This is a genomic window from Williamsia muralis NBRC 105860, assembly GCF_001598915.1.
Taxonomy (GTDB): Bacteria; Actinomycetota; Actinomycetes; order Mycobacteriales; family Mycobacteriaceae; genus Williamsia; species Williamsia muralis.
In genome coordinates this window covers 839,376-855,571 of record NZ_BDAP01000002.1, presented here as the reverse complement: position 1 = coordinate 855,571, position 16,196 = coordinate 839,376, and the positions used below count along the sequence as shown (strand labels likewise).

Genomic DNA, 16,196 nt, shown 5'->3' with positions numbered 1-16,196 from the left:
GTCAGTCGCCGAGGACGATTCCCTCACGTCGGGGATCCGCGCCTCCCGACCATCCCGTCTCCGTTCGCAGGAGTGCGCTCAGGCCGCTGGACTGGTCGGCGAGTTCAACGGTGTGACCCAGGTTCTGCAACCCCGTCACCAGGGGATCGTCGGGCCCCGAGATGTTCGGGTGCTCCCCACCCACATTGGTCTTCGGGGAGTTCGCGGCTCCGAAGTCGACCATCGAGACCGCCTGCTGGGGATCCATGCCCCAATCGATGAGTCCCACCAGGGTTTTCACGACGAACTGGATGATCACCGAGCCGCCGGGGGATCCGACCACCATCTTCAGCTGCCCGAGACCGTTGTCGGCGGCCTCGAAAACCAGCGTCGGGGCCATGGAACTGCGTGGTCGTTTGCCTGGCTCGACCCGGTTGGCCAGTGGCGCGCCCTGAGGGTCGGTGGGTTCGGCGGAGAAGTCGGTCATCTGGTTGTTCAGCAGAAAGCCGTCGACCATGTGGAAAGACCCGAACGACGACTCGACGGTTGTTGTCATCGACGCCGCGTCGCCCTCGGCGTCGACGACAGAGATGTGGCTGGTGCCGTGTTCCACTCCGGCGAACCAGCCCATCGGGCCGGTGTCGAACGTCCCAGCTGTTGCCGTACCCATCGAGCGGTCGGGATTGATCAGTGCGGCGCGGCCTTTGAGGTAGGTGGGGTCGAGCAACGCCTCGGAACTGCCACCGGGCAACGGCACGAAGTCGGAGTCGGCGACGTACTTGTCCCGGTCGGCATAGGCAAGCCGCTCCGCCTCGGAGATCAGGTGCACACCGTTGACCGAGGGCTTTCCGCCATTGAGATCAAGAGCGGTCGGCGGATACTGATCCATCGGGAAGTTCGACAAGATGCCGAGCGTTGAGGCCACCGCGATCCCACCGGACGACGGGGTGGGCATGCCGCAGACCTGGTTGTCCCGATACGGCACGCAGATCGGCTCGCGCACCTTGGCCTCGTAGTTGGCCAGGTCGGTGTCCGTCATCTGCGACGGGGTCATCCCGTTCGCCGTCGACCCTGCTTCGGCGACGATCGCCTGCGCGATGTCGCCGCTGTAGAACGCCTCCGCACCGTCGGATGCGATGGCACCCAACGTTTTCGAGTACGCCGGGTTGGTGAGCGTATCCCCCGCAGGTTTCGGCGAACCGTCGGGTTGCAGGAAGTAACTTCTCGCATCGGGGTCTGCGCCGAGATCCGCGGCCGAGTCGTCGATTGCGGCCGCCAGCCGGGAGCTGATGGAGAACCCATCGTCAGCAAGGGCGACGGCAGGCTCGAAGAGGCTGCGCCACTCAGTGTTTCCGTGCTCGGACTGCATCAGCTCGAGCATGCGCAGGACGCCCGGGACACCGATGGATCGGCCGCTCGCGCGCGCGTCGGGTACTGGCTCGGTCCGGTTGGTGTCATCGATCCAGCGCAGGTAGTTCTCGGTCGCCGCGGCCGGGGCAACCTCGCGGCCGTCGAATGCCTGCACCGACCGATCGTCCGCGTCGTAGTACAACGCGAACGCACCGCCGCCGATACCGGAGCTCTGCGGTTCGACCAACCCCAACACCATCTGGGCGGCGACCAGCGCATCGGCGGCGTCGCCGCCGTCTGCGAGAACTTCACACGCAGCCTGGGTCGCCAGCGGATTGGCGGTGGCCGCCGCGAACGAAGTGGTCTGCACTGCAGTCATGTTCGAGCGGTAGCCCGTCGCGACCTCGGGATTCGTCGACAGGTTCTGGGTGGTGTCGGGGGTTGCCGCCGTCGTCGCAGGTGCGGCCGTGCCACCGTTCGGGCCCGACGGGATCGCGCACACATCGGATGCCGCCTCGTCGTTGGAGCACGACACCACCATCGACATCCCGATGATGACGGCCGCGCCGACACACGTCAGGCGACGACGGGAACGCCGAATCCGTTCAGCCACCGAGCTTCTCCAATTCGGCCAGCGCGTTCTCGAGATGGACCAGCAATCTCTGCAGGTGAGGGATGGAGCTGCGGGCACCGATCAGTCCGAAGTTTACCTTGCCTGCCGTCATGGTGACGGTGATGTTCAGGGCCTGCCCGTCCAACGCGATCGATACCGGATACACCCCGTCGAGACGGGCCCCGTTCCAGTACAACCGCCGCGACGATCCCGGCACGTTGGAGATGACGATGTTGAACGGCGGTGGTGTGTAACGGACGAATCCGGGAACCGTGGAGAACAGCAGCGGCGCCATGGTGACGCCGCCGAAACCCAGCGCTTGCATCGGCGTGAGGTCCTTGATCATCCGTTTCCCCTGACGCGTCGACCCCGTGACCACGGCCAGCCGTCGTGCGGGATCGGCCTCGTTGGTGCCGAGGTTACAGAGCATCGTGGTGACGGCGTTGCCCTCCGAATAGTCCGCGCCGGCCTCGCGCATCGACACCGGGACCATCGCGATCAGAGGCGCGCTGGGCAGCGCGTTCCGGTCGAGAAGGTACGACCGCAAGGCGCCCGCACACATCGCGATGATGACGTCGTTGGTGGAGATCTCGAGAATCTTTGCCACCGAACGTATCCGGGTCTTCGGCCACTGCTGGGCAGCGAATCGTCGAGCCCCACCGATTGGGACGTTCAACATCGTCTTGGGCGCCCCGGTCGGCAACACCAGGTTCGGATCGCGCAGTCCGTGCATGCCGATCCGCAGACCCGCCGGGGCCAGACTCGCGATGTCACCGGCGAGCTTCACGCCGTCGGACACCAGATGCAGTGGGTTCAGCGAGCCGCGGGATCCACCGTCCTTCTTCGGCCGGCGGAACAGGGCCGGGTCCCATGGCACTTTGCAGTCACGGGCCTCGGGATCAGGACTCAGTGCACGTTCAAGTAGCCGCAACGCCGAAACCCCGTCGACCAGAGAGTGATGCACCTTGGTGTAGAGGGCGAGCCGACCATCGGCGAGACCTTCGATGACGTGGACCTCCCACATCGGCCGGTGCCGGTCCATCAGGCCACCGTGCTGTGCAGACACGTATTTGAGCAGTTCACGGATACGGCCCGGACGCGGTAGCACCGCACGTCTCACGTGGTAGTCGAAGTCGAGCTCCTTGTCGTGGGTCCACCGCAGGGTGCCCATCACGTTCACGGGCGAGGCGGGTCGTTTGCGGAACAGACGCGCCACATCGGTCTGCTTGCAAAAGGTTTCGTAGACGAACTCGCCGAAATCCTCGGCCTCACCGTCTGGCGGGACGAACAGCTGCAGTCCCCCGACGTGCATGGGATGCTCACGCGTTTCGGCCAGCAGGAACATCGATTCGGTGATCGGCATCAAAGGCATCAGCAGCCCCCTTCTCGCGCACAGCGCTAGCGGCGGTGACCCCCTTCTCGAGACACGTCAGAAGTATGCCGCGTCTCGCGTTTTCGTATCGCCAAACGAACTTACCCACATCCGATGTCACATAGACGAGCGATCCGTTACGGTTTTCCCATGGCAGTCAGCGGAAGCACAAGCATTGACATCGACGCGACACCGGCACAGATTCTGGATGCGATCGCCGACGTGGAATCGATGCCGTCCTGGTCATCGATCCACAAAAGCGTGGAGGTCGTCGACCGGCATCCCGACGGGCGGCCCAAGCGGGTCAAGATGAAGGCGTCGCTCCTCGGCATCTCCGACGACCAGGTCCTCGACTACACCTGGTCGGACACGGGCGTCACCTGGGATCTCGTCGAGAGTTCGCAGCAGAAGGCACAGCACGCCGAATACCGGCTGACCGAGACCGACAAGGGCACCCACGTCGAGTTCGAGATGATGCTCGATCCGAAGGCGCCGGTTCCCGGCTTCATCATCAAGCGTGGTCAGAAGGCAATTCTCGAAATGGCCACCAAGGGATTGCGCGACCAGGTCAAGAGCTGAAGGACATCGGTCAAAGGCGGCGAGAGAGAAGCGCTTTCGCCGCCGCCTTACCGACTCCGAGGAATCCGGGCAGCGACGCCATCCGGAAAGCACTCGACCACACCGTGCTGCGGGCCGACTCCGGAAGGGGCGCGTTGTCGAACCGATCCGACAACCAGTCGAGCACCACCGGCGCCGACAACACCATCAACGAAAGGTGTTCGCTGAGGCGGTCACGCACGTAGGTGACGTGCGCACCGCCCTTTTCGTACCGCTCCACCTGGCCGTCGATGTCCTCGACGGCGATGATCTGGTCATGCACGGGGTGCAGTACCAGCAGCGGACAGTCCGGGATGCGATCGCCGAGTCTGATGTCGTCGAACAGCTCGAGCAACTCGGGTTTGGCGAGCACATCGGCAAGCGGGATCTTGGTGTAGTTGTCGAAATCGTCCTTGGCGAAACGGATCACGGCTTCCACCGTTGACATCGACTCGATCATGTCCAGCCGGTTGCGGCCCTCCTCGTCGACGTGGGCCTCGATCACCTGCTCCAGGCCCGGGTAGATGTGTCGCAGACCGGCGACCACAAGAGCGGGCAGACCGGCGTACAAGGTGCTGTTGAGACGGATGTACGTCTCACCGGGATCTCCGACGGGCGCACCGAGTGCTGCACCGACGATGTTGATCTCCGGCGCGTACTCCGGCGCCATCTCCGCGACCCACGATGACGCCATGCCGCCGCCCGAATATCCCCACACCCCAACAGGTGTCGACGCGTCCAGACCCAGCGGCGCAAACGTCATCGCGGCACGAACGCCGTCGAGAACGCGATAACCAGGTTCCCGAGGGGCGCCGAAGTAGCCGTTCATCCCCTCGTGATCAGCGATGCTCACGGCCCAACCACGTTGCAGCGCATTGGCGATGATGAACATCTCGAAGGGCGGAACGCTCCCCGGCGACCACGCGCCCTGCTGGAAGACATACGACGGAAAACACTTCGCCGACACCGCGTCGATGGCGCACTGGTACGCGAGCAACGGACGGGGCTCGGCCGGGTCCGCGTCGGCAGGCAGCAACACCGTCGTCACCGCGGGCTCGGCGTTCCGGTGCAGATCACTGCTCCGGTAGAGCAACTGCCATGCCTTGGCCTTCTGCGGGATGATCCCCAGCAACGCCAACCGGATCTCCCGACTGCGGAGCAGCGTGCCTTCGGGCAGGGTGTCGAAACCGGCCGGAGGCACATAGAACGGGTCGTCCCCGGGTGGGGATGGCCTGCTCCACCGTGACGGTATCGGCGCGGTCGCCTCGGGGGTCCAATCGTCGTCGATCAGAAGTTGCGTCATCAGGATCCTTGGTGAGAAAACAAAACCGGCGCGGACCGTTGGCCCGCGCCGGGTAGAAGTGTGCCCTCTATCGGCGTTTGGTGACTGCCTTGACGATCGCGAGCAGGATAACCGCTCCGAGCAGTGCCGTGAGGAAGGTGAAGAACCAACCGCCGCTGGCCGTGTCGAAAGCGAAGCTGAGCAGGAAGCCACCGAGGAACGCGCCGAGCACGCCGACCACGATGTTGAGCAGGATGCCCATCTGCTTGTCGGTGCCCATGAACTTGCTGGCAATCCATCCGGCGAGGCCGCCGATGATGATGTAGCCGATCACACCCACCGATGTGGTGGTGGTGGAGCGTTCAGCAAGGATTTCAACAGCCGCAGCAGTAGTACTCACAGTAATTTCCTATCGTCGGTTGTCTTTGCCGACCGCAGCAGAGCGGCCAGGCGCTCAGTAAAGGTTCCCAATGTCGAACTTTGCAAACGTACAGATTTCGGCGCGTGAGCGTTTCAACCCTCCCCCACCGGGCTATCCCCCGTCCATGAGTTCAGCAAAAGATGACCCCACCTTGGACAACGTCATGATCCCGACCGAGACGGTCAATCCAGATCACCACGAGCACGCGAAGTCGCCGAAACACCTGAACGACGACGAGCTGGCCAAGCGAGCAGAGCACGAACAAGCCCTGGTCGACGACGCCAAGAACGGCGACAACTGATCATGAGCAAGCAGCGCGAGGACGTGCGGGACAACCCAGACTCACCCGATCCGGAAGATCCGCGCAAGCCCGAATCCCCGACTCAGCTGACCAAGCACTCCTTCATGTTCGTGCTTCGGAAGACGCTGCGGGAGTTCTCGCGCGATCAATGCACCGACATCGCGGCAGCACTCACGTACTACTCGGTGCTGTCGCTGTTCCCCGCGCTGCTTGCCCTGGTGTCGCTGCTCGGTGTGTTCGGGCAAGGCCAGAAAACCACTGACGCCGTACTGAAGATGGTCGAGGACCTCGGACCCTCGTCCGCGGTCGACACCCTGCGCGGACCTGTCGAGCAACTCGTTGCAGCACCCAGCGCGGGGTTCGCCCTGGTGCTGGGTCTCGTCGGCGCCCTGTGGTCGGCGTCCGGTTACGTCGGGGCCTTCGGCCGGGCGATGAACCGGATGTACGAGATCGACGAAGGTCGGCCGATCTGGAAGTTGCGTCCGGTGATGCTGCTCGTCACCCTGATCGCGCTGATCATGGCCGCAGCGGTTGCCTTCATGCTTGCGGTGAGTGGTCCGGTTGCGAAGTCCATCGGTGACGCCATCGGCCTGGGCGACTCGGCACTGACCATCTGGAACATCGCCCGCTGGCCCGTGGTCTTGATCTTCGTGATCCTGGTTGTCGCGATCCTCTACTGGGCCACCCCCAACGTGAAGCAGCCGAAGTTCCGCTGGGTGAGCGCCGGCGCGATCCTCGCCATCGTCACCTGGATCGTCGCCTCGGCCCTGTTCGCGTTGTACGTCGCGAACTTCAGCAACTACAACAAGACCTATGGCGCCCTCGCCGGTGTCATCGTGTTCTTGCTGTGGCTCTGGCTCACCAACCTCGCGTTGCTGTTCGGTGCCGAGTTCGATTCCGAGCTCGAGCGCGGTCGCCAGCTCCAGGCGGGCCTGCCGGCCGAAGAGCGCCTGCAACTCCCGCCGCGTGACACCAAAGCATCGGACAAGAACGAAGCAACCGACCAGAAGTTCGTAGAGAGAGGTCGGGCCCTACGCGAATCCCAGGGCCAGACGATGACGCCTGACAAGACGCCTGACAAGTAGGGCACGTTTTCCCGAAGCCCCCGTACTGGTTTGCCAACCGGTGCGGGGGTTTTGTTGTGGAACCTGCACACGCTCGGGCTGTGGGACGAGCAAAGACCAGCCGGGCGAGCGTGGTCGCGGGGTCAGCTCGGGAAACCGGCAGACGCTCGGGCTACAGACCGAGCAACGACCAGCCGGGCGAGCGAGGTCGCAGGGCAGCTCGGGAAACCGGCAAACGCTCGGGCTACAGGGCGAGCGTCGGCCAGTCGGGCGAGCCAGGTCGCGGGGCAGCTCGGAAAATTGGCAAACGCGCGGACTACAGACCGAGCAAAGACCCGCCGAGCGAGCGTGGTCGCGGGTCAGCTCGCGAAACCCGCAAACGCTCGGGCTGCGGGGCGAGCTCGGTCAGTTAAGCGAGCCGAGATCCGGTCCAGCTCGCAAAACCGGCACACGCATCCACTACAGAGCGCGCAACCCCTTACCGACAATCAGCGCAACGCAACCAAGTTCGAAACAGAATTGCGGACATCCGACTCGATGACCTTCGCGACGAGGTTGCCGACGGGGCCGTTCAAGACGCTGCCGCTGAGAGTGGCGTCGAGGTCGAAGATCGAGCCCTTGCCCTCCGGCGTGACCTTCAGTGCGATCTCGATGCGCACACCGCCACGACCCTTGCCGGACAACTCGAGCAGACGGGGCTCGTCGTAGCGCGTCACGGTCCAGTGGATCGTGTTGCGGAAACCCTTCACCTTGATCAGCGACGACACCTCGGTGCCCTCTTCGATCTGCGCGGGCAACGGACTCTTCCAGCCCGCGAAGATCGTCATCCACTCGTCGAAGCGGCTCAGATCCGACGCCATGTTCCAGGCCGCAGCAGGTTCGAGCTCCGACGTGACGGACACATTCACACCAGCCATTTGAATGTCTACTTTCGTTGTTTTGTGCGGCCTTCGCGCCGAGCGGCTCGGGTCAGAACAGCGGTGGCAGAGCGAAGACCATGATGATCGTCCACGAGATGTGCGTACCCATCGATGCGACGATGCCGCCCGTGGCACGACGTTCGAGCGCGCTCACCGCTCCGAGCAGAATGGCCGCGAAGCCCAGCATCGGGTTGCCACTGGCAAGGGTGGCGACGATGTAGATGAGCGTGGAGAAGATGACGGGCGCATGGCCTTTGAGGGCCGTGTACACCGCACCACGGAAGAACATCTCCTCCGCCACGCCGTTGACAAGGGCGGTCGCGAGAATCAGGGAGAAGGTGCCTTGATCGGCGTGGTCGAGCACATCGGAGACAAAATCGGCGATGGGTGGGATCTCCCGGACCACCAACGCCCCGACAACAAACACCGCACCCAGCGCCAGCCCCACCGCGACACCGATCGCGCCGGCACGCACCGGCCCGCCACGCGGCGGCGGAAATGCCCCGAGGTGTAGCGGCCCGGACAGCACCGCGCCGATGGCCCACACCGCCGCGAGGGCGAAGGTCATCGGGTAGAACGACGAGTCACCGGGATCGATCGACAGCGAGATGCTCAGCAGCACGCTGCCCACAAGCAACGTGACCACCACGACGATCCTGCGGCGCAACATCTGGGCGCGTGTCTCGGGCGGGTCGTTGGAGTCGTCCTCCATCGTGCCGATGAGGAACTGGACCTTCTCAGGCAGTGTGATCATTTGGGCCGCCCTGTCACCGCGCCGACGACCCCGGTCAGGAGGTTCCATGCCGGACCGAAGCGGTCTCGCACCCCGATCTTCACCCGCATCAGGTCGCCGCCGGCCCAGTCGGGGTCGGTGTCGGCCAGGTGATGGATGTCGCGGAGTTTGTCGACCGGCCTCGGAAGTGGACTCTCGGCGGATCTGCGCACTGCATCCCGGATGGTCAACAATCCTCCCGGCGGATCGGGGACGTGGTCTCGGATCGAATGTTCTGACGCCTTCATCGGGTAGTCAAGTGATCTCACCAGATCGGACGCGAGCCCGCTGGGCACCGGGACGATAAAACCGCTGACAAAACCGGCCAGTCGCACGTCGATGTTCGGGAGCAGCACGCCGACCCTGGGCTGACCGATCTCCCGCAGGTAGGCGAACAGCAGCGAGTTGTACGACGACCGCTCCGGACCGCTGATGTCGTAGTCACCCGGAGGCACCGAGTCGGTCGCGGCCGCGGCGAGATAGTGCACGGCGTCGCGCACCGAAATCGGATCCATCGGATTGTCCATCCACGCCGGCAGCGGGATCACGGCCAGGCGGTCGGCCATGTAGCGCACCATCTCGAACGATGTGGATCCGGCGCCGATCACCACGGCGGCGCGCAACCACACGAGGTCGGCTCCCCCGTCGACCGACAGCGCAGTTCCGACCTCGGCCCGGCTCTCGAGATGTTCGGAGAGTTCGGCGTCGTCGGGGACAAAGCCTCCGAGGTAGACGATGCGTCCGACGCCCGCGTCGCGCGCTGCGGCGGCCACGTTGTCCGCGGCCCGGCGGTCGTCGTCGCGGAAATTGGGCTGTCCGATGCCGTGAACGAGGTAGTAGATGACGTCGATGTCGCCGCCCGAGCTGATGCCGTCGCGGACCGAATCGGCGTCGAGCGCGTCGAACTCGATGGTCTTCACCCGGTCGCACCATCCGAAGCGCTCGAGACTGCTGCGATTGCGCGATGCGGCAACCACCTCGTGCCCCTTCGACAACAGAGCTGGGACCAGTCGAGACCCGATGTAACCGGTCGCTCCCAGAACAAGAACCCGCATGTGATCACCGTTCGTCAGGACCGTGAATGCCACGATCGATGTGCTCGGCCTACGTCTGTAGACATTCCCGGAACCCGCGACACCGTCAGCACGTGATCTGCGGCGGCTCACCCCGGTATTGGAGCGTCTGGATCGCTTGTTCCCCTACATCCTCAGCAGCCAAGTACCCCAGAAGCAGTTGGCGGCAATCGTGACATCACTCGCATTTACGACCGTCGTGTAATGGTTTTTGACAGCCTATCCATTTCATCGGCACGATCTGAGGCATGGATGACACCTTGCAGCGGAAGTGGCCGTGGCTCGGGGATCACCTGGCCCTCGACGTCGCCAACACCATCCGGATCGAGGACGGCCGGCAGGTCGAGTTGCTCGCGACGCCGGCCGATCTTGTCGGTTGGCTCGACGTGGAGCCAGCACCGATGCCCCGCCCCGCGGTCGTCGACGAACACTGCCTGGAGCGGTTCCGGTCGGTTCGCGACGCAGCCCTGCTCATCCTGCACAGCGCTGTGGCCGGAGAGTCCCTGCCGGCCGATGCCGTGGACGACATCAACGACGCGGTGCAGGCAGCATCTGTTCACCGCTTGCTCACCGCGAACGCACGCGAAGCAGAACATGTTGTGGCGCAGACCGATTCGACGATCGCGCTGACGGGTCACGCGGCCGCCGCCGTGGTCGACCTCATCGCGCGAGACGACCTCGCCAACCTCGCGGTCTGTCATGCGCCCTTGTGCGGTCAGTTCTTTCACCGGGCGCGCCCCAACCAACGCTGGTGCAGTCCAGGATGCGGCAACCGGGCGCGGGTCGATCGACATCGTCATCGCCGCAACGGTCCACGGTGACGATCGACTGGCTGGGTTATCTCGCGGTATTGACTGTCGCCTACGTGGTGCCCGGGCCCGACTTCCTGCTGATCTTGCGGTGGTCCACAGAGAACCGCCGCGACGGATTGCTCGCACTCGCCGGAGCTCAGACGGGTCTGTCCGTACACATTGCCCTCGCGGTGACCGGGGTCAGCTTTCTCGTCGCGCGTGCGCCCGTGGCACTCACCATCATTCAGATACTCGGTGCCATCTACCTGTGCTATCTCGGAGTCGGTCTGATCGTTCACCGTGACTCCCGCGATCGTGAGGCGGCGTCACCGGCGACAGCATTTCGCAATGCGCTCGGGACCAATCTCCTCAATCCGAAGGCGATCGTTTTTGTCACTGGTGTACTGCCCCAATTCGCCACCGGGACGGCATCACTGCCACTCGAATTGGCCATTCTGGGGCTGGTCGACGTCGTCTTCGGAATCGTCGTCTATGTCGGGGTTGTGATCGCCGGAAGGCGTCTGTCGGGGCCTTTGCGGCGCGACGTGATCCGGCGGCGTTGGAATTGCGCGAACGGCGCGCTCTTGATCATGCTCGGCATGGGACTCGGTGTCGCCAACGCCTGACGACACCGAGCCCTACGTCCGGCCCCAACTAGGAACTGAGCGCTTTGGTCTTCAGCTGCTCGAACTCGTTCTGGTCGATGGTGCCATCAGCCAAAAGCGCCTTGGCCTGGGCGATCTGATCTGCCGGTGACGTACCCGCCGCCTGCCTGATGTAGTCGTCGGCCTGCTTCCTGGCAGCTTCATGCGACGCTGCCGCACGTTCTGCCATTCCCCGACCACGAGCGATCAAGTAGACGAACACGGTGATGTACGGCAGCAGGATCAGGAAGATGATCCAGACGGCTTTGACCAATCCGGATGTTTTGTGATCGCGGAACAAATCCGCGAGAACGTTGAAGAGAATCATCAGATACGCGATGAACGCGAATATCACCACGGTGTACCAGATGAAATCCCAGAATGAATCCCACATGACCGACCACTCCTTGCTTGATGGTGTCTCGCCGAAATCGGCGACCTCTTCGGAATCATGGCATGTGAAAGCACATTCCGGGCGCGGTTGACGTTCACTTCGAGGCCACTCGAGCCAGTGGGCGGCTGCGTTTGTCAGGCAGGTGCGACAGCTCCGAAACGCAGAGAGTCGTCCACCGTGGAGTTGACGCCGCCCACCCGGAAGCTCGCACCTCGGTGATGGTCGGGAAGCAGATCTCCCTTGCCGAACAGCTTGTGCCGCAGAGTTCCCGGCACGTACTCGCGGTCGTAGGCCCCGCGTGCCTCCAGTGCGGGGACCACGTGCTCGATGACGTCGGTGAACGTTCCGGGGGTGACCGCGTAGGCGAGGTTGAATCCGTCGACATCGGTGTCGTTTGCCCACTCGAGCAACTGGTCGGCGATGCTCTCGCCCGACCCGACCAGCAGCGGGCCCATCCCTCCGATGCCGCCCCACGCCGCGATGTCGCGGATGGTCCACTCCTTGCCGGTGTCGGAGGCCTGGCTGAACGCGGCCACCGCCGACTGGATCGCGTTGCTGTGCACGTTCCCGATCGGCTCGTCGAGGTCGTATTGCGACAGGTCGATGCCCATCCAGCCCGACATGAACACCAGGGCGCCCTCGTCGCTGGCGTAGCACCGGTACTCCGCGGCCTTGGCCTGGGCAGCTTCCTCGGTCTCGTCGGTGATGATCGTCAGGAGTGTGTAGATCCTGGCGTCGTAGGCATCGCGGCCTGCCGCCACCAGCTGTCCGCGGATGTTCTCCACGAGGGTCCGCAAGATGTCCTTGGTGGGCGCCCCGACGAAGATGGCCTCGGCGTTCTCGGCTGCGAACTTGACCCCGCGGGGAGATGCCCCGGCCTGATAGATGACCGGTGAGCCCTGCGGCGACGGCTCGTGGAGGTGGATACCCGGAACGTTGAAATGCGTTCCACGGTGGCCGATGTGGTGGACTTTCGCCGGATCGGCGAACACACCGTGCTCCTTGTCGCGGCGCACCGCATCCCGTTCCCACGAGCCTTCCCACAGCTTGTAGAGCACGGTGAGGTATTCGTCGGCGTGGTCGTAGCGGGCATCGTGTTCGAGCTGGTCGACCTCACCCATGTTGCGGGCCGCAGCGGGCAGATAGCCGGTGACGACATTCCAACCGATCCGGCCACGTGTCAGGTGGTCGAGCGTGGACAACCGCCGGGCGAAGGGATACGGATGCTCGAATCCGGTACCTGCCGTGATGCCGAACCCGAGGTGTTCGGTGGCGTGGGCCATCGCCGAGACGAGCAACAGCGGGTCGGCCACCGGGATCTGGGCGCCCTGCCGGATCGCCGCCTCGTCGGTGCCTGCGTAGACGTCGTAGGTGCCCAGTACGTCGGCGATGAACAGCCCGTCGAAACCGCCTCCCTCGAGCGCCTTCGCCAGCTCAACCCAGTAGTCGAGGGTGTTGTAGTCCCACGACCGGTCGTCGGGATGACGCCACATACCTGGCGATTGATGGGCTACGCAGTTCATGTCGAACGCGTTGAACCGGATCTTGCGGGTCATTCGGTACACCTTCCACGGGCGGTTGCAGGCCAATTCTTGGCAGCACACGGCCCACGGGAAACACTTGGAATCACGGTGGACCGAATGACCAACTAAATTTGACCGGTGAGCGTATTTGCATCTGAAGAAGAACTGGGTCCAGAAGAAGTCGGCCCAGAAGAGTTGGGCACAGAAGAGTTGGGCACGGATGAGTTGGGACCCGGCGAACGACTGACCCCCGCCATCGTGCTGGTGGTCACCGAAGACAACCGCAACACCATCGTCGACGAGATCCGCAGCCGCTACGGCCGCGACTACTCCGTCGTCTTCACCGAGACGGCCGCCGCCGCCATCGAGACCGTCAAGACGCTGCTCGCGCAAGACGTTCCGGTGGCGCTCATCGTCTCCGAACTGTCCGCCTTCGAAGAGGGTTGGGACGGGTCCCGACTGCTGCACAAGATGCGGTACCTGGTGCCCACAGCGCGGCGCATCGCCCTGATCCCGGCCAGCAAGTTCGGCACCTCGTTCGACGACCTGCGCGGCGAGATCTCTGCCGGCAAGTACGACACATATCTCGCGATCCCGCAGGGACAGCGCGACGAGGAGTTCCACACCGCGATCGTCGAATACCTGTCCGACTGGGGCTGGTCGGTGGCCGCACCCGAGGTCGCCTTCATCCAGATCGTCACCGACGGGCCATCATCCGAACTCTCCGCGATCCGCGACTTCCTGGACCGGATGGGTATGCCCGTGCAGATCCACAGTCCCGAATCGCTTGCGGGACGGGCCCTGCTCGCTTCGGTCGAAGGCAAGGCCGAGTTTCCCGTCCTCTCCCGCGCCGGGCGTCCACCACTGTCGCGGCCGACTCTCGCGCAGGTGGCCGAATCGGTCTACGGTTCGGCGGACAGCATCCCCGAGGGAACCGTCTCCGACGTCGTGGTGCTGGGCGCAGGGCCGGCGGGGCTTGCCGCTGCCGTGTACGGCGCATCCGAAGGTCTGTCCACCACAGTGCTCGAATCCGGCGCGATCGGTGGTCAGGCCGGAACCAGCTCGATGATCAAGAATTATCTCGGCTTCCCCCGGGGTATCTCCGGCATGCGACTGGCCCAGCGTGCCCGCATCCAGGCGAGCCGGTTCGGGGCCCAGTTCTTCAGCGGTCGCGGCGCCACCAGCATCGAGGTGGGTACCGACCACCACCACGTCCGGGTGGATGACGCCAAGATCTGCGCCCGCACCATCGTGATCGCCACAGGTGTGGCGTACCGGCGGTTCGGCGTGCGTGGCATCGAAGATCTTGTCGGCGCCGGGGTCTACTACGGCGCAGCCACCAGCGCGGCCCGCGAGATGATCGGCAAACACGTCGTGGTGGTCGGTGGCGGCAACTCGGCGGGGCAGGCGGCCATGCACCTGTCACGTTTCGCCGATGCGGTCACCATCGCGGTGCGGCGCGACGGTCTCGCAGAAACCATGTCGGATTACCTGATCCGTGAGATCCAGGCCAACCCGCGCATCACCGTCCGCGGGTACACCGAGGTGATCGACGGCGGTGGCGACGGTCACCTGGAATGGCTCACGCTGTGCGACAACAGAACCCGTACACCCGAACGGGTCGAGGCCGCAGGCCTGTTCCTGCTCCTCGGCGCCGCCCCCACCTGCGACTGGATCCCCGCTCAGGTCGCACGCGACGACCACGGCTTCCTGCTGACCGGACGGTCCGTGCCGAAAGAGCTCTGGGCGGACGGCGTGCCCCCGGCATTCCTCGAGACCAGCGTCCCCGGGATCTTCGCGGTCGGCGACGTTCGCAGCGGATCCATGAAGCGCGTGGCCTCGGCCAGCGGCGAAGGAGCGTCGTCGGTGCCGTTGGTGCACGACAGGTTGTCGCAACTACGGCTGGCCAACCTGCCGCCCAGTCATTGATCCATCATTGATCAGTCGATCGAGTACACCCGGCGGGCATTGTCGCGAAACACCTTGCGCAGCAGATCTTCCCCATAGGGGGCGAGCACGTCGAGTTGGGTGCCCACGATGGTTGCCATCGACGCGTTGGGTTTGTCGGCCGGGAAGTTGGACCCGAACATGAGTCGATCCGGCCCGAATACCGACACCGCATGCTCGAGAAGCGGCCCGGTCATGTTCGTCAGTGTCTGCTGGGTGCCGATGTTGCCCGACCGCTGGTGTCCGTAACCGAGCAACGGGAAAGCGATGCCCGACAGCTTGGCGATCACGTTGCGGCACTGGGCAACTGCGCTGATGTCCTCACGCCACGCACGCATAAGCTCGTGACGCTGGGCGGCCGTGTGGCCGGTGCTCTGGCCCATCGGCCCGAACAGACCCACCGGGGTGCCCAGATGGTTCAGCACGATGGTGGTGTCCGGGTACTCGCGTGCCAGCGTCCGCACGTCGCGCAATTGATGGGAGTAAACCCACGCCTCGAAGACCAGGTTGCGCTCGGCGAGGGCGCCGAACCCTTCGAGGAAGTCCGCCGACGCGAACAGCCCGTCGGTGTCGGCCCAGCTGCGCACCTTGGGGTCGGGGTGCCACGCTGCCATGCACCGGATGCCGCGCACCAGCCCACTGATCTCCAGATGCATGTCCAGCAGCTGGGAGAAGTCGGGGCCACGAGGATCACCTCTGGCGATCACCGCACCAAGCTCCGGAGCACCTTCCTGACCGAAGGGCAGGCTGGTGACCCAGCGGGTCTCGGCAGCGGCAGCCATCGGATCGTCCGTGCGCCAATCGGCCTGCATGTGGACCACGGACTCCACCGGAACACCGGTCAGCGGCACCACCTTGGCAGCATCGGCGTAGTAGTGCTTGGGCAGATACGGCCGGGTGACGAACTTGGGGTCGAGCACGAGTTCGCGGTCGCGCTGGGCAACGGCGTACCGGAAGATGGCCTTGCCCAGTACCGGCGCCGCCCGGTAGATGCGGGTGCGCTTCGCTGCCTCACGCGGGGTCCGAAGCGGATCCCACTGGTGAATGTGCGTGTCGATGACGCCGGGGACGATCCCCAGGAGTGCCCCACCGGACAAACGCGTATCCCCTTCGGATCGCGCAGAGTCCTCTGCCCGTCCTTTTGCCATGGAAT

16 protein-coding genes are annotated in these 16,196 nt (G+C 64.4%); 6 read left to right on the top strand and 10 right to left on the bottom strand.

Annotated elements, in window-relative coordinates:
* Position 1: 1 nt before the first annotated feature.
* Positions 2 to 1,870 (bottom strand): gamma-glutamyltransferase, encoded by a 1,869-nt coding sequence (ggt, locus tag WIMU1_RS10705; RefSeq protein ID WP_084248204.1) that lies wholly within the window; start codon positions 1,868 to 1,870, stop codon positions 2 to 4.
* Positions 1,871 to 1,934: 64 nt separating this feature from the next.
* A complete protein-coding gene (locus tag WIMU1_RS10700) occupies positions 1,935 to 3,314 on the bottom strand; it encodes a WS/DGAT/MGAT family O-acyltransferase (protein WP_062797023.1) in 1,380 nt (459 codons plus the stop codon).
* 150 nt (positions 3,315 to 3,464) lie between these two features.
* Between WIMU1_RS10700 and WIMU1_RS10695 the strand changes: the two genes are divergently transcribed.
* Positions 3,465 to 3,893 carry an SRPBCC family protein gene (locus WIMU1_RS10695; RefSeq protein WP_062797021.1) on the top strand — a complete coding sequence of 143 codons (429 nt, stop codon included), beginning with the start codon at positions 3,465 to 3,467 and terminating at the stop codon, positions 3,891 to 3,893.
* Between the two features lie 10 nt (positions 3,894 to 3,903).
* Here WIMU1_RS10695 and WIMU1_RS10690 read toward each other — a convergent pair whose 3' ends face one another.
* Positions 3,904 to 5,214, bottom strand: a complete 1,311-nt coding sequence (locus WIMU1_RS10690) for a lipase family protein (protein WP_062797019.1) — start codon at positions 5,212 to 5,214, stop codon at positions 3,904 to 3,906.
* 67 nt (positions 5,215 to 5,281) lie between these two features.
* Complete coding sequence (locus WIMU1_RS10685; protein ID WP_023957628.1) at positions 5,282 to 5,593, bottom strand: GlsB/YeaQ/YmgE family stress response membrane protein; 312 nt, start codon at positions 5,591 to 5,593, stop codon at positions 5,282 to 5,284.
* A gap of 145 nt (positions 5,594 to 5,738) precedes the next feature.
* Between WIMU1_RS10685 and WIMU1_RS26390 the strand changes: the two genes are divergently transcribed.
* Positions 5,739 to 5,915 carry a hypothetical protein gene (locus WIMU1_RS26390; RefSeq protein ID WP_165842595.1) on the top strand — a complete coding sequence of 59 codons (177 nt, stop codon included), beginning with the start codon at positions 5,739 to 5,741 and terminating at the stop codon, positions 5,913 to 5,915.
* A 2-nt stretch (positions 5,916 to 5,917) separates the two neighbouring features.
* Complete coding sequence (locus WIMU1_RS10680) at positions 5,918 to 7,000, top strand: YihY/virulence factor BrkB family protein (protein ID WP_062797018.1); 1,083 nt, start codon at positions 5,918 to 5,920, stop codon at positions 6,998 to 7,000.
* Between the two features lie 467 nt (positions 7,001 to 7,467).
* Here the strand turns inward: WIMU1_RS10680 and WIMU1_RS10675 are convergent, their stop codons facing one another.
* From WIMU1_RS10675 to WIMU1_RS10665, 3 genes are read right to left on the bottom strand one after another with little or no spacing between them, the layout of a single operon-like run.
* On the bottom strand, positions 7,468 to 7,896 hold the full coding sequence (locus WIMU1_RS10675) for a type II toxin-antitoxin system Rv0910 family toxin (RefSeq protein WP_062797016.1): 429 nt from the start codon (positions 7,894 to 7,896) through the stop codon (positions 7,468 to 7,470).
* Between the two features lie 52 nt (positions 7,897 to 7,948).
* Positions 7,949 to 8,653 carry a CPBP family intramembrane glutamic endopeptidase gene (locus WIMU1_RS10670; RefSeq protein WP_023957636.1) on the bottom strand — a complete coding sequence of 235 codons (705 nt, stop codon included), beginning with the start codon at positions 8,651 to 8,653 and terminating at the stop codon, positions 7,949 to 7,951.
* Positions 8,650 to 9,726, bottom strand: coding sequence for an NAD(P)H-binding protein (locus tag WIMU1_RS10665; protein ID WP_062797593.1), 1,077 nt, complete (start codon positions 9,724 to 9,726; stop codon positions 8,650 to 8,652). The genes WIMU1_RS10670 and WIMU1_RS10665 overlap by 4 nt, the downstream gene beginning before the upstream one ends.
* A 266-nt stretch (positions 9,727 to 9,992) precedes the next feature.
* On the opposite strand from WIMU1_RS10665, the gene WIMU1_RS10660 reads away from it, so the two are divergent.
* Together WIMU1_RS10660 and WIMU1_RS10655 are read left to right on the top strand one after the other, a co-directional pair.
* Entirely contained in the window at positions 9,993 to 10,565 is a 573-nt protein-coding gene (locus WIMU1_RS10660) for a CGNR zinc finger domain-containing protein (protein WP_062797014.1), read from the top strand.
* Positions 10,562 to 11,161, top strand: coding sequence for a LysE family translocator (locus WIMU1_RS10655; RefSeq protein ID WP_062797012.1), 600 nt, complete (start codon positions 10,562 to 10,564; stop codon positions 11,159 to 11,161). The genes WIMU1_RS10660 and WIMU1_RS10655 overlap by 4 nt, the downstream gene beginning before the upstream one ends.
* Before the next feature lie 28 nt (positions 11,162 to 11,189).
* On the opposite strand, the gene WIMU1_RS10650 is transcribed toward WIMU1_RS10655, so the two are convergent.
* The gene (locus WIMU1_RS10650) at positions 11,190 to 11,573 is read right to left on the bottom strand and encodes an SHOCT domain-containing protein (RefSeq protein ID WP_062797011.1); all 384 of its coding nucleotides are present in this window, start codon (positions 11,571 to 11,573) and stop codon (positions 11,190 to 11,192) included.
* Between the two features lie 134 nt (positions 11,574 to 11,707).
* Positions 11,708 to 13,129: an LLM class flavin-dependent oxidoreductase gene (locus WIMU1_RS10645; protein WP_062797009.1), complete on the bottom strand. Its 1,422-nt coding sequence runs from the start codon at positions 13,127 to 13,129 to the stop codon at positions 11,708 to 11,710.
* A gap of 105 nt (positions 13,130 to 13,234) precedes the next feature.
* Here WIMU1_RS10645 and WIMU1_RS10640 point away from each other — a divergent pair, with 105 nt between their 5' ends.
* A complete protein-coding gene (locus tag WIMU1_RS10640) occupies positions 13,235 to 15,025 on the top strand; it encodes an NAD(P)/FAD-dependent oxidoreductase (protein WP_307714639.1) in 1,791 nt (596 codons plus the stop codon).
* A gap of 11 nt (positions 15,026 to 15,036) precedes the next feature.
* On the opposite strand, the gene WIMU1_RS10635 is transcribed toward WIMU1_RS10640, so the two are convergent.
* A complete protein-coding gene (locus WIMU1_RS10635) occupies positions 15,037 to 16,191 on the bottom strand; it encodes an amidohydrolase family protein (RefSeq protein WP_084248152.1) in 1,155 nt (384 codons plus the stop codon).
* Positions 16,192 to 16,196 lie beyond the last annotated feature (5 nt).